15 protein-coding genes are annotated in these 11,792 nt (G+C 67.4%); 5 read left to right on the top strand and 10 right to left on the bottom strand.

The window, feature by feature from the left end:
• Positions 1 to 220: 220 nt before the first annotated feature.
• The gene (locus AC1RRR_RS01675) at positions 221 to 925 is read right to left on the bottom strand and encodes a glutathione S-transferase N-terminal domain-containing protein (RefSeq protein ID WP_492810010.1); all 705 of its coding nucleotides are present in this window, start codon (positions 923 to 925) and stop codon (positions 221 to 223) included.
• 174 nt (positions 926 to 1,099) lie between these two features.
• On the opposite strand from AC1RRR_RS01675, the gene AC1RRR_RS01670 reads away from it, so the two are divergent.
• Positions 1,100 to 1,492, top strand: a complete 393-nt coding sequence (locus AC1RRR_RS01670; protein WP_492810008.1) for a hypothetical protein — start codon at positions 1,100 to 1,102, stop codon at positions 1,490 to 1,492.
• A 4-nt stretch (positions 1,493 to 1,496) separates the two neighbouring features.
• Here AC1RRR_RS01670 and AC1RRR_RS01665 read toward each other — a convergent pair whose 3' ends face one another.
• From AC1RRR_RS01665 to AC1RRR_RS01655, 3 genes are all read right to left on the bottom strand, one after another.
• On the bottom strand, positions 1,497 to 1,934 hold the full coding sequence (locus tag AC1RRR_RS01665) for a VOC family protein (RefSeq protein ID WP_492810006.1): 438 nt from the start codon (positions 1,932 to 1,934) through the stop codon (positions 1,497 to 1,499).
• Positions 1,935 to 1,995: 61 nt separating this feature from the next.
• Positions 1,996 to 3,921, bottom strand: a complete 1,926-nt coding sequence (locus AC1RRR_RS01660) for an ABCB family ABC transporter ATP-binding protein/permease (protein ID WP_492811738.1) — start codon at positions 3,919 to 3,921, stop codon at positions 1,996 to 1,998.
• The gene (locus AC1RRR_RS01655; protein ID WP_492810004.1) at positions 3,852 to 4,658 is read right to left on the bottom strand and encodes a hypothetical protein; all 807 of its coding nucleotides are present in this window, start codon (positions 4,656 to 4,658) and stop codon (positions 3,852 to 3,854) included. The genes AC1RRR_RS01660 and AC1RRR_RS01655 overlap by 70 nt, the downstream gene beginning before the upstream one ends.
• A 71-nt stretch (positions 4,659 to 4,729) precedes the next feature.
• On the opposite strand from AC1RRR_RS01655, the gene AC1RRR_RS01650 reads away from it, so the two are divergent.
• Positions 4,730 to 5,338, top strand: a complete 609-nt coding sequence (locus tag AC1RRR_RS01650) for an LOG family protein (protein ID WP_492810003.1) — start codon at positions 4,730 to 4,732, stop codon at positions 5,336 to 5,338.
• Positions 5,339 to 5,441: 103 nt separating this feature from the next.
• A complete protein-coding gene (locus AC1RRR_RS01645; RefSeq protein WP_492810002.1) occupies positions 5,442 to 5,768 on the top strand; it encodes a DUF8200 family protein in 327 nt (108 codons plus the stop codon).
• A gap of 84 nt (positions 5,769 to 5,852) precedes the next feature.
• Here AC1RRR_RS01645 and AC1RRR_RS01640 read toward each other — a convergent pair whose 3' ends face one another.
• The 5 genes from AC1RRR_RS01640 to AC1RRR_RS01620 form a co-directional block, all read right to left on the bottom strand.
• A complete protein-coding gene (locus tag AC1RRR_RS01640) occupies positions 5,853 to 5,990 on the bottom strand; it encodes a hypothetical protein (RefSeq protein ID WP_295106749.1) in 138 nt (45 codons plus the stop codon).
• Positions 5,991 to 6,414: 424 nt separating this feature from the next.
• Positions 6,415 to 7,554, bottom strand: a complete 1,140-nt coding sequence (locus AC1RRR_RS01635) for an acyl-CoA dehydrogenase family protein (RefSeq protein WP_492810001.1) — start codon at positions 7,552 to 7,554, stop codon at positions 6,415 to 6,417.
• A 129-nt stretch (positions 7,555 to 7,683) separates the two neighbouring features.
• On the bottom strand, positions 7,684 to 8,898 hold the full coding sequence (locus AC1RRR_RS01630) for an acyl-CoA dehydrogenase family protein (RefSeq protein ID WP_492810000.1): 1,215 nt from the start codon (positions 8,896 to 8,898) through the stop codon (positions 7,684 to 7,686).
• 151 nt (positions 8,899 to 9,049) lie between these two features.
• A complete protein-coding gene (locus tag AC1RRR_RS01625; RefSeq protein WP_492809999.1) occupies positions 9,050 to 9,931 on the bottom strand; it encodes a nicotinate-nucleotide--dimethylbenzimidazole phosphoribosyltransferase in 882 nt (293 codons plus the stop codon).
• Between the two features lie 56 nt (positions 9,932 to 9,987).
• Entirely contained in the window at positions 9,988 to 10,347 is a 360-nt protein-coding gene (locus AC1RRR_RS01620; protein ID WP_492809998.1) for a hypothetical protein, read from the bottom strand.
• 93 nt (positions 10,348 to 10,440) lie between these two features.
• Between AC1RRR_RS01620 and AC1RRR_RS01615 the strand changes: the two genes are divergently transcribed.
• Complete coding sequence (locus AC1RRR_RS01615; protein WP_492809996.1) at positions 10,441 to 10,659, top strand: DUF1289 domain-containing protein; 219 nt, start codon at positions 10,441 to 10,443, stop codon at positions 10,657 to 10,659.
• 6 nt (positions 10,660 to 10,665) lie between these two features.
• Here AC1RRR_RS01615 and AC1RRR_RS01610 read toward each other — a convergent pair whose 3' ends face one another.
• Positions 10,666 to 10,992, bottom strand: coding sequence for a hypothetical protein (locus AC1RRR_RS01610; protein WP_492809994.1), 327 nt, complete (start codon positions 10,990 to 10,992; stop codon positions 10,666 to 10,668).
• A 280-nt stretch (positions 10,993 to 11,272) separates the two neighbouring features.
• On the opposite strand from AC1RRR_RS01610, the gene AC1RRR_RS01605 reads away from it, so the two are divergent.
• Complete coding sequence (locus AC1RRR_RS01605; RefSeq protein WP_454715666.1) at positions 11,273 to 11,791, top strand: TIGR02281 family clan AA aspartic protease; 519 nt, start codon at positions 11,273 to 11,275, stop codon at positions 11,789 to 11,791.
• Position 11,792 lies beyond the last annotated feature (1 nt).

Raw genomic sequence — 11,792 nt, 5'->3', positions numbered from 1 at the left:
CGGAACAGGTCGCTCTCTGAAGAGGCCGCGTGATAGCCGCCTGGGTCGGCCGATGCAAGCGCCGAATTCAAAAAAACAGCCCGGCATTGCGGCCGGGCTGTGGAAGTCAGTGATGGTGGGTGCCTTCAAAGAAGACACGCTGAAAGTCGGCGATTTATGGTTAACGAGACCTTAATTCTTAACGCCATGGCCATTTGGTCGCAGGGGACGCGCCCTCGCCTTACGGGCGCTTGGGGATCTCGAGACCGCGCTGCACGGCCGGACGGGCCAGGCCCGCTTCCAGCCAGCGCGGCACGTGCTTCAGCGACGCCCAGTCGACCAACTCGCCGGCCTCGTAGAAGCCGTTGATGTTGCGGACCCAGCCCAGGGTGGCGATGTCGGCGATGGTGTAGTCGTCGCCCATGATCCACTGGCGGGTCGCCAGGCGATCCTCCAGCACGCCCAGCAGGCGCTTGGACTCGGCGACGTAGCGGTCGCGCGGACGCTTGTCCTCGTAGTCCTTGCCCGCGAACTTATGGAAGAAGCCAACCTGGCCGAACATCGGGCCGATGGCGGCCATCTGGAAGAACACCCACTGCAGGGTCTCGTAGCGGGCGGCCGGATCGGCGGGCAGGAACTTGCCGGTCTTCTCGGCCAGATAGACCAGGATCGCGCCGCTCTCGAACAGGCCCAGCGGCTTGCCGCCCGGGCCGTCGGGATCGATGATCGCCGGGATCTTGCCGTTCGGGTTCAGCGACAGGAACTCCGGCCCCCAGGTCTCATTGGCGCCGATGTTGATGGTGTGCGGCTCGTAGGCCAAGCCGGTCTCTTCCAGCATGATCGAGACCTTCACCCCGTTGGGCGTCGGCAGCGAATAGAGCTGGATCTGGTCGGGATGCTGGGCCGGCCAGCGCTGGGTGATCGGGAAGGCGGACAGATCCGACATGCGGGAGAACCTCTTTTGACGCTCGCAACGGCGCCGGTTGCATTTGGAGAGCCGAACTCCGTTTTTCCAGAGCCGACCCAAAACGAGGACGGGACAATTCGCGGCATTTGATCCGTCCGCGAACATCGCTATCCCGAGAGCCTGACATAAGGCTCGGGGGGGCCAGGCTTCATCATGACAACCGCCGACGACCATTGGCCCGCGACGCTGGAACGGGTGACCGGCGTGCTGGACTTCGAAGCGATGCCCCTCGCCGGCGGAAAATCAGAGGTTAGAGCCAAGATCCGCGGCGACATCAGCCACCTGCCGGCTCTGGTGGGCCTGGCCGCTCAGGCCGCGGTCCAGCTGGATAAACGTGTGGCGGCCGCCGACACCGAAGCGCCCGTCGACCGCAAGGCCGTGCTGGCCCGCAAGGATCTCGTCCGCTCCATCGCCGACGGCGTCAGCGCCATGTTCGTCACGGGTTATGCCGCGGCCTACCGGCTGGAGCTGGCCCGCATCCTGTGGGCCGGCATCGCCGACGCCCCGCGCCGGCGACTGGAAGAGCTGGCCCGCCCGCGCCCGTAGAAAACTACCAGGCGCCGGTGTTGGGCATCGAGACCCACGGCTCGGCCGGCGGTAGGTGGCCTTCCTGCAGCAGTTCGATCGAGATGCCGTCGGGCGAGCGGACAAAGGCCATGTGGCCGTCGCGCGGCGGGCGGTTGATCGTCACGCCCATGTCCATCAGGCGCTGGCAGGCGGCGTAGATGTCGTCGACGCGATAGGCCAGGTGGCCGAAATTGCGCGCGCCGCCGTAGTCCTCGTCATCCCAGTTGTAGGTCAGCTCAACCATAGGACCGTCGCGGTCCTCGGCCAGTTCGACGTCGCCGGGCGCGGCCAGGAAGACCAGGGTGAAACGCCCTTTCTCGCTCTCCTTGCGGCGCATTTCGCGGAGGCCCAGGCCCTCGCAGAAGAACCGCAGCGAGGCGTCCAGATCACGGACGCGGACCATGCTGTGCTGATAGCGCAAGACGAAACTCCCTCTAGCTGTCGAGCCGGATATAGACCCCGGCCCGAAGGCGCGAAATCCACTAAACGGCCGGTTCGCGCTCGCGGGTCTGGCGACGCCACAGGGCCGCATACTCGCCGCCGGCGTCCAGCAGGGCCTCGTGGCGGCCGCGCTCGACCACCTTGCCCCGGCGCAGCACCACGATCTCGTCCGCGTCGGCGATGGTCGACAGACGGTGGGCCACGACCAGGGTCGTGCGCCCCGCCCTGGCCTTGCGCAGGGTCGCCTGGATCGCCGCCTCGGTGCGGCTGTCGAGGGCGCTGGTGGCCTCGTCCAGGATCAGCACGCGGGGCTCGGCCAGCAGGGCGCGGGCGATGCCGACCCGCTGGCGCTCGCCGCCGGAGAGCTTCAGGCCCCGCTCGCCGACCTTGGTGCCCATGCCGTCGGGCAGGTTGCGGATGAACTCGCCCAGCTCCGCCGCCTCGGCCGCCGCCCAGACCTCGGCCTCGGAGGCGTCGGGACGGGCGAAGGCGATGTTGGCGGCCAGGGTGTCGTTGAACAAAGCCACGTCCTGCGGGACCAGAGCCACCGCCTGGCGCAGCGAGGCCTGGCGCAGGTCACGCAGGTCGTGGCCGTCCAGGGTCATGCGCCCGGCCTGCGGGTCGATCATCCGAAGGGCCAGGCGCACCAGGGTCGTCTTGCCCGCGCCCGAGGGGCCGACGATGGCCACGGTCGTTCCCGGCGCGATGGTCAAGGAGACATCCGACAACCCCTCCGAGCGCGCGCCATGGCGGAACGAGACCTGCTCGAACGCCACTGCCCCGCCGCGCTGGTCGGCGCAGGGCGGCAGGTCGCGGGCGTCCGGCGCATCGGCGACATCGGCGGTCTGGCGGCGCAGCTCCAGCATCGACTCCATGTCGATCAGCGACTGGCGGATCTCGCGATAGGCAAAGCCCAGGATGTTCAGCGGGGCGTACAGGTTGATCAGGATCAGCACGGCGGCCGTGACATCGCCCGGCCCGATCTTGCCGGCGGCGGCCTCCGCGCCCGCCAGCACGGCCATGGCGCCGAGCCCCAGGCTCATCACCGCCGACTGGATCAGGTTCAGCATGTTCAGCGAGTTGGTGGCCTTGATCTGGGCCTCGCCATAGGCGTCCAGCGCGCGCTCGTAGCCGCCAACCGCCCGGCCCTCGCCGCCGAATGACTTGACGGTCTCGTAGTTCAGCAGAGCATCGACCGCCCTGCCCGCGGCTTCGGCGTCGGCCTCGTTCAGCGCCCGGCGGTGGCCGATCCGCCAGTCGGAGATCGCGAAGGTCAGGTAACCGTAGACGCCCACCGTGGCCAGGGCCACGGCCGCGAACCGCCAGTCATAGGCCTTGGCCAGCACGATGGCGGCCAGGACCAGCTCGACCCCGGTGGGGGCCAGGTTGAAAACGAGGCTGCGCAGCAGGAAGTCCATCGACCGCGCGCCGCGATCGATCGTCCGCGACAGGGTCCCGGTGCGCTTGGATTGGTGGAAGTCGATCGACAGCGACAGCGCGTGCGAGAAAGTCTCGACCGCCGCCCGGTTCTGGGCCGCCTGGGCCACCGGCGTGAAGATGGTGTCGCGCGCCTGGGGCGCGGCAGCGGAGACGAAGCGGATCAGCGCCCAGCCGATCGCCAGGCCCGCAAAGGCCCAGGTGACGGCGACAGCCGTGCTCTGCCCCGCCGAGAGCTGGTTGACCGCCTTGCCCAGCATCAGCGGCGCCACGACGCCTAGGACCTTGCCTAGAAGGGTAAGAACGAGGGCCACGGTCACCCGCCAGCGCAGGCCCGGGGCCTTGGAGCGCAAAACGAGTTGGAAGAGATCGCCCATCGCCCGCCAGAAGCGGACCGGCTGGTCGGGACTGGCGATCGCGCCTGGCGTGGCCCCGCGGGCCTGCGGACCACCCATGCCCCTCATCGGGACTCGCCGATCAGGTAGGTGGACTGGACCCCGCCGCCGGGCGTCATCCAGTCGACCCGCCAGCCGTTGGCGGCGCGGTCAGCGCGGACGGGACCGTAGGTCAGCGGCGCGGCCGGCGAGGTGGCGATCGAAGCGGCCGTCTCGCCGCCCTCGCCCGCCACCTGGATGTCGTGAACGCCCGGAGACAGCAGCCCCCTCAGCGAGATGAAGAACCGCCCGTTGTCGTCCGCCTGGGCGCCGCCCTGGGTGATGCGGTCGACCCGGACGTTGAGGCCCGCTCCCGGCGTGGCCACGCCGGAGACGACCGCGCCGCCGCCCCGGTCGACATCCACGGTCAGGATGCGCGGTGACGCCGAAGCGGCGGCCAGGCGGATCGCGCCCGTCCCGGCCCGCAGCAGAGCGACCTCGCCACCGTCGGCGACCATCACATAACCCTCGGCCTGCACCGTACGGCCCTCGTGGGTGGTCGACAGGCCAAACAGGCGCACGCCGGGCGCGTTGGGCACTGTGGCGGTCCATTGGCCGACGGCGTCGACCCGGCCCATCACCACCTCGCCGGTCGGCGAGCCCAGGCGCAGGTCCGAGTCCGGCGCGCCCCTGCCCGAGAGCGAGATCCCGTTGGCGGCCTTGCGCACGGCCTCCACCACGGGCGGCGCCACATAGCCGGCTTCGGCGCTGTCGGGCTTGTCGGCCTTGGCCGGCGCGATCGGCGCGCCGGGTCCGCAGGCGGCCAGCAGGCCGGCGACGAAGCCCACGGCGAGGATCTGCGGCTTGAAAGCCTGAGAGCGAATCCTGATCATATGGTCTCAAATAGGAATGGATCGAAGGCGCGCGAGCCCGCGCGCCTTCGTCTTTTGTGGAGTGGACGACGATGCCCGACGAGTCCAGGCGCCTGGCGTCCGTCTGTGTGTATTGCGGGTCGTCCAATGACGCCGATCCCAGCTACATCTCCGACGCCTTTTCGATCGGCCAGAGCTTCGCGCGAGCGGGCTTGAAGCTAATCTACGGCGGCGGCGGCGTGGGCCTGATGGGCGCCACGGCGCGCGGCGCGCACGAGGCCGGCGGCAAGGTGCAGGGCATCATCCCGACCTTCCTGCGCGGCCGCGAACAGCCGTTCGACGATGTCGAGACCGTCATCGTCGACAACATGCACGAGCGGAAGATGATGATGTTCGAGCGCTCGGACGCCTTCGTCGTGCTGCCCGGCGGGATCGGCACCCTGGAAGAAATCGTCGAATTGCTATCTTGGCGCCGTTTAGATCTTCACCAGAAGCCGATTGTGTTCCATAACCCCGGCGGCTTCTGGGAGCCCTTCTTCGCGCTGATTCATCACACGATCGCGCAAGGCCTGACCCCGCCCACCCTGGCCGACGCCTGGCGCGCGGTCGAAAAGGCGGAAGACGTTACCCCCGCCCTGCTGGCCTGGGACGAAGAAATCTACCAATCAGGCGCTCCGGCCGCGCTTCGGCGATTGACTTAGTTTTCAAAAGAGACGCACTATCCGGATGAGCTCCACAGCATGCAAGGCTGCGGACTCATGCGCCGGATCTCCCATCCGGCGCGGGGATAGGAGACTAAGGAAAATGCGTAACATCGCTTACGCGGGCCTGATGGCCTGCGCCCTGATGGCTGGCTCGTTGGCCAGCCCCGCCCTCGCCGCCGACAGCGAAGGCGCCTGGCTGAAGCTGAAGACCCCGATCTCGACGGATCACTTCATCCAGGACGGTTCGGTCTGGCGCTGCAAGGCCGACATGTGCACCGCGACCAAGGTCCGGGCCCTGCCCGTGGCCCGCGCCTGCCGCAAGCTGGCCGGCCAACTCGGCGAACTGGCCGCGTTCAACTACCGCGGCGAGCCGCTGGACGACGCGGCGGTGGCCGAGTGCAACACGGCCGCCAAGCCGAAGAGCTGAAGCCTTCAGGGGTGAAAGCAAAAGGCCTCCGCCGACGAAACCGGCGGAGGCCTCTTTTTTTAGGGTGTGGGACCCTTTACGCGCTTACTTGCGTCCAGACTTCGCGGACGACGACTTGGCCGGTTTCGAACTCGGCCGGCCTCCCACCAACATCCCGCCCAGCAGGGCGAACGAGAACATGGCGTGGTTCATCTTCGATACGTTCATGGCGGCGTCTCCCAGACATAGCCGTTAGGACCAGGAGACGCGCGCGGCTTACAGGGGCTCTCACCCTCCTAGTCGTCAGCGCGTCAGAGCCTAGGATGCGCCCATTGCCGCGCTCCGCAAGCAAAAATAATCCGTATAAGGATCATATCAGCCTGCGGACGATCCGGTCGCAGCCTACTGATTTGGCTCAATTTTTTATTCTGTATACGGTGCATTTTCGCGCTATCCGAAGCGCAGCAAGGCTTTGCGAGGCCTAGGCCCGCCGCCGCAACCCTCAGGCGCGTTTCTTGCTATGACTCCCGCCGACCGCGCAGAAAAAAGCCGCCCGCGTCGGCATGACGCAGGCGGCTCGTCTGGTTTGGACCAGTTGGTCCGTAGGCTGCTCTATACTTGAGGCGCGATGGCCGCCGAAACCGGCGACCACTTTCGGCTATCGCGCCTACGCCGCAGCGTCGAACGACAGCGATTCGTAGCGCTTCAGGTGGTGATCGACCGAGCCGAAGAGGCCCTCGATCAGGCTGGCGCGCTTGAAATAGTGGCCGATCGACAGCTCGTCGGTCATGCCCATGCCGCCGTGGATCTGGATGGCGTTCTGGCCCACGAACTTGCAGGCGCGGCCGATGCGGACCTTCATGGCCGAGACGGCCTTGGCGCGCTCGGCGGCGCTTTCCTCGACCTTGATGGTGGCCATGTAGGTCATCGACACCGACTGCTCGACCTCGATGAACATGTCGACCATCCGGTGCTGCAGCACCTGGAAGTTGGCGATGGCCGTACCGAACTGCTTGCGCTGCTTGGCGTAGTCCAGCGTGCCCTCGTGCAGCTTGCGCAGCACACCCACGGCCTCGGCGCCGACGGCGGCGGTGGCCTCGTCGATGACGTGGTTGACCAGGGCCAGGCCGTCTTCCGAGATCAGGGCGTCGGCCGGGACCGAGACGTTCTCGAAATAGACTTCCGAGGCGCGGCCGCCATCGACGGTCGGGTAGTCGCGGGTCACGACGCCCGGCAGGCTCTTGTCGATCAGGAACACCCCCACGCCGCCGGCGTCGCGCTGGGCGCCGCCCGTGCGGGCCGTGACGATCAGGTGGCTGGCGAACGGCGCGCCGACCACCACGGCCTTGTGGCCGTTCAGGACCCAGCCCGAGCCGTCTTTCTTGGCCGTCGTCTTCAGGTCCTGCCAGGTGTAGCGGGCCTGCGGCTCGGCATAGGCGAAGGCCACCGTGGTCGTGCCACCGACAATGCCCTCGATGACCGAGGCCGCGCCGGCATAACCCGAGTGCTTCATGAAGCCGCCGCCGATGACGACGGTGCCCAGGTAGGGCTCGATGACCAGCGCCTTACCGAACTCCTCCATGATGATCATGTTGTCGATCGGGCCGCCGCCCAGGCCGCCCAGCTCCTCGCTGAACGACGCGCCCAGGATGCCCAGCTCTTCGGCGAAGGCCTTCCAGTAGTCGGCGCGCCAGCCGGCGTCCGAGCTGACGATCTTGCGGCGGGTCTCGAAGTCGTACTTGTCCTGCAGGAAGCTCGCGACCGTGTCGCGGACCATCGACTGCTCTTCGGTGAAGTTGAAATCCATCCCTGGGTTTCCGTTCTTTTTGATTGTCATCCCGGCCGCAGCGGAGCGGAGAGCCGGGACCGTCAAAGTCACTGAATTGGGTGGTCCCGGATCACGCCTCCGGCGTGTCCGGGATGACAGCCAAGCGCGCTAGAGTCCCAGCACCATCTTGGCGATGATGTTGCGCTGGATCTCGTTGGAGCCGCCGTAGATCGACGTCTTGCGGACGTTGAAATAGGTCGGCGCGGCGCGGTGGGCGAAGTCGGGGCCGATCGGATGGGCGTTGTCGCCATCCTTCGGGAAGCCGCGGAAGTACGGCGCGCCGTAGTGGCCGGCGGCCTCCAGCACCAGCTCGGTGATCCGCTGCTGGATCTCGGTGCCCTTGATCTTCAGGACGCTGGATTCCGGACCGGGACCGCGACCGGCGGCCTCGCCGGCCAGGGTGCGCAGCTCGGTATATTCCAGCGCCGTCAGGTCGATCTCCAGTTCGGCGACCTTGCGCTTGAACATCGGATCCTTGATCAGCGCATCGCCGTCGTCCGACAGCTCGACCGAGGCGATCTGGCGGATGCGCTCGATGCCGCGCTTGCTGCGCGCCACGCCGGCGATGCCGCTACGCTCGTGGGCCAGCAGGAACTTGGCGCAGGTCCAGCCCTTGTTCTCGTCGAAGATGCGGTTCTCGACCGGCACCTTGACGTTCTCGAGCCAGACCTCGTTGACCTCGTGCTCGCCACCCAGGGTGATGATCGGACGGACCGTGACGCCCGGCGACTTCATGTCGATCAGCAGGAACGAGATGCCTTCCTGGATCTTGGCGGCCGGGTCGGTGCGGACCAGGCAGAAGATCCAGTCGCCGTGCTGGGCCAGGGTGGTCCAGGTCTTCTGACCGTTGACCAGGTAGTATTCCTTGCCATCGTCACCGGTAAAGCGCTCGGCCTTGGTCTTCAGGCTGGCCAGGTCGGAACCCGCGCCCGGCTCGCTATAGCCCTGGCTCCACCAGATGTCGCCCGACAGGGTCGGCGGCAGGAAGCGTTCCTTCTGCTCGGGCGTGCCGAAGGTGTAGATCACCGGGCCGACCATGTTGATGCCGAACGGCAGGATCGGCACGCAGTCGGCGCGGGCGGTCTCTTCCGACCAGATGTAGCGCTGCACCGAGGTCCAGCCCGGACCGCCGAACTTCTCGGGCCAGGCCGGGGCGACCCAGCCTTTCTTGGCGAGGGTGCGGTGCCAGGAGAGGAAGTCCTCCTTGGCCATCTCCTCGCCCTCTTCCTGCTTCTCCCGCAGGCCCGCCGGATAGTTCTCGGCGATGAAGGCGCGAACCTCGTCGCGGAAGGCGAGGTCCTCGGGCGAGAAGTCCAGATTCATGGCGGGCTCCCGTTCAATCGGCCCCTCTGCGGGAGGCCGTTATTGCGTTTCGGGCGCCACGATAGATGTCGAACGAACGTTTGGAAAGATGACGTTAGCGTCAACGGAAGTGAATGTTATCCGCGTTCACTTAACGACATCCCAGAAGGCCTCAGCGAACCTCGCAAGCCAGCTTGACGAGGGCCAGGGCCGAGACGCCGCCAACCCCTTCCTCGTCGAGGGTATCGAGCGCCAGAAGCGGCCGCTTGTCGAGGATTTCGAGCAGGCGGGCATGGCCCTTGGCGGGGCTGACATGGGCGGCCAGGCAGTGGTCGATCGCGGCGGGCTCGACGGCGCGAACAATGGCGGCGGCGGCGCAGGCGGCGTAGCCGTCCAGCAGCACCGGGATCTTCTGGGTGCGGGCCGCCAGGATGGCGCCGACGACGGCGGCGGTCTCGCGGCCGCCCAGCTGACGCAGGATTTCGAGCGGGTCGTCACCCATGCCTTCACCCTGGGCGCGAGCCACGGCGGCGGCCACAGGCTCGGGGTCGTCGGACCAGTCCGCAGCCTCGCCACCGAACAGCGCCAGGCACACGGCGGCGGCCGTGCGGGCGGCCTCAGCGACGATGACGCCGGGGATCAGCAGGTCGGGCTGCTTGGCCAGGGCCTCCATGCCGAAGGCCATGGTGGCGGCAGCTTCCTTCTCGCTCATCGAGGCCTGGCCGATGAAGTCCGGCGACGGGCGGTCGATGGCCAGGTCGAAGGCCTCCAGGCCCGCGCCCTGCACGCCGGCGATGCGCGAGACGGTCGCGCCACCCGAGGCGATGGCCTCCAGGCGATCACGGGCATAGCCGCGCGGACCCACGCCCTGACGCGCCCCGGCATAAAGGGCAACGACCGGACGGTTCACGGCCGGCGGGCTCTTGCCGCTCCAGGCGGTCAGCCACGCCGAGATCTCGGCCAGACGGCCACCCTGCTCCAGCACCGGAGATGGGCCCGGCGCGGGCGGCGAAACGGCGAGCTGGCGGATGTCGGCGAACGGGGAAGCGGTCATGAGCGCGGACTTAAACCCGTCCGCGCCCAAAGCAACCCCGCAAGGACGAGAAAGGCTTAGGACGAAGCGCCCGACGTCGCGACCGAGGTGCCCAGATAGGCCTGGCAGGAGCCGCCCAACTCGGCCGTCAGCTTGGCCTTCACAGCTTCGTTGCGGGTCTTGCCAGCGCGGCGGGCGTCGTCACGCGTGCTGTCGCCGCGATCGCGCATCGAGATGTCGCGGCCGCGGCCCTGGCCCTTGATCTGGGCGGTCAGGGCGGCGGGATCCGTCGCCCCCAGCTCGGCCGACAGAGCCAGGCCCAGGCAGCGATTGGCCTTCAGATATTCGGCGTCGCTCCAGCGATCGGAAGCGAAGGCCGGGGCGGCGGCCGCCGACAGGGCGGCGCCGGTCAGGACGATGGCGATGAGCTTGCGCATGGATAGGTATCCTTCTTTCTGGTGATCCGGGCGCGAGGAGGCTTTCGCCGCCGACGCTTGCGCTCGGGCGTTTGGACGCTCAAAACTCTTTTGATGACTGCCCCCGCCGCTCCGCCCCGCCCGATCGTCACGCCCTGCGTGAAGGTCTGCGCGGTCGATGGAACGACGGGCTACTGCCTGGGCTGTCGCCGGACCCTGCCGGAGATCGCCGGCTGGGCCAGGCTGACCGACGAGGAGCGCGCGGCGATCATGGCCGCCCTCCCCGACCGCCCCGATCCGATGGCCGCGTTGATGGCGGCCACCGGGGGCTAAGCCCGCTTACTTCGCGCCGCCCATATAGGCCGCGCAGGCGCCGTCACGTTCGGCCAGGAGCTTGGTCTTCTTTTCGCCGTCGGCGCCGTCGGCTTCCTTGGCGGCGGCCTGGATCTTCTTTTGCGCCGAGACCCGGATCGCCAGTTCGCGCGAACCGCCTTCGGTGCGCAGGAAGGTGTCCAGGGCGGCGGTGTCCAGCTTGCCCAGGTTTTCGGAAGCCGCCAGGCCACGGCAGCGCGCAGCTTCCAGGAACTGCAGGTTCGTGACCGGGCCAGCGTGCGCGACGCCGGCGAACGATGCGATGGCGGCAGTCGCAATGATCAGCGATTTCATGGCGTTTTCCCTCGATAAGCCACTCTATTGTCTGAGGGAGAGATAACGCCGGGCCAAAGCTTTCCGAAGTTAATTCGAGGACATGAAAAGCATTACGACCACGTAATGTTTAATATTAAATCGATGTAATATGAACACCGTTCAGTACACATCTATACTTGTTATGATATTGGTAACCATGGTGTGAAAATCGCCTTGCCGATTCACGCCTTGAAAACGCCTCCCTGCTAATGATTTAGGTAACGGCCGCAGAAGCGGTCTCAAAGCCGGTATGGCGAGGGTGTCTTTTATGTTGAGGTTCGCGGCGATCGCTTTCGTGGGCGCCTTGTCGGCGGTAGGCGCGGCCAAGGCCGTCGTCTCGCTCGACGACCTGCGTCACCCGGAGCTGCGCGCCCCGACCGCCGCCTCGGCCACCCTGGGCGGCGCCGAAGGCGGCGCGGCCCAGATCACCAAGGATCGTGACGGCCACTTCTGGGCCCAGGGCGCCGTCGACGGCAAGGCCGTGCGCTTCCTGGTCGACACTGGCGCCACCGCCGTCTCGCTCAGCATGGCCGACGCCCAGCGCCTGGGTATCGACACCAGCAAGCTGACCTACGACTACAACGTCATCACCGCCGACGGCCGCACCCGCGCCGCCTCGGTGCATCTGGCCAGCGTGGCGATCGCCGGCGCCAAGGTCCGCGACGTCGACGCCCTGGTCATCGAGAAGGGTCTCGAGAACTCGCTGCTGGGCATGAGCTATCTGGGCCGCCTGTCGCGGTTCGAGGCCACCCCGAACTCGCTGATCCTGCACCCGTAGA

The sequence above is a fragment of the Caulobacter sp. GW821-FHT12D05 genome (assembly GCF_058807295.1).
The sequence above is the reverse complement of the archived record's forward strand: the minus strand, read 5'-3'. Positions and strand labels throughout refer to the sequence as shown.

What these genes read in the sequence shown, in the direction of transcription:
- AC1RRR_RS01675 (WP_492810010.1), bottom strand. Translation starts at nt 925, where the DNA reads ATGTCGGATCTGTCCGCCTTCCCGATCACCCAGCGCTGGCCGGCCCAG.
- AC1RRR_RS01670 (WP_492810008.1), top strand. Translation starts at nt 1,100, where the DNA reads ATGACAACCGCCGACGACCATTGGCCCGCGACGCTGGAACGGGTGACC.
- AC1RRR_RS01655 (WP_492810004.1), bottom strand. Translation starts at nt 4,658, where the DNA reads ATGATCAGGATTCGCTCTCAGGCTTTCAAGCCGCAGATCCTCGCCGTG.
- AC1RRR_RS01650 (WP_492810003.1), top strand. Translation starts at nt 4,730, where the DNA reads ATGCCCGACGAGTCCAGGCGCCTGGCGTCCGTCTGTGTGTATTGCGGG.
- AC1RRR_RS01645 (WP_492810002.1), top strand. Translation starts at nt 5,442, where the DNA reads ATGCGTAACATCGCTTACGCGGGCCTGATGGCCTGCGCCCTGATGGCT.
- AC1RRR_RS01635 (WP_492810001.1), bottom strand. Translation starts at nt 7,554, where the DNA reads ATGGATTTCAACTTCACCGAAGAGCAGTCGATGGTCCGCGACACGGTC.
- AC1RRR_RS01630 (WP_492810000.1), bottom strand. Translation starts at nt 8,898, where the DNA reads ATGAATCTGGACTTCTCGCCCGAGGACCTCGCCTTCCGCGACGAGGTT.
- AC1RRR_RS01625 (WP_492809999.1), bottom strand. Translation starts at nt 9,931, where the DNA reads ATGACCGCTTCCCCGTTCGCCGACATCCGCCAGCTCGCCGTTTCGCCG.
- AC1RRR_RS01620 (WP_492809998.1), bottom strand. Translation starts at nt 10,347, where the DNA reads ATGCGCAAGCTCATCGCCATCGTCCTGACCGGCGCCGCCCTGTCGGCG.
- AC1RRR_RS01615 (WP_492809996.1), top strand. Translation starts at nt 10,441, where the DNA reads ATGACTGCCCCCGCCGCTCCGCCCCGCCCGATCGTCACGCCCTGCGTG.
- AC1RRR_RS01610 (WP_492809994.1), bottom strand. Translation starts at nt 10,992, where the DNA reads ATGAAATCGCTGATCATTGCGACTGCCGCCATCGCATCGTTCGCCGGC.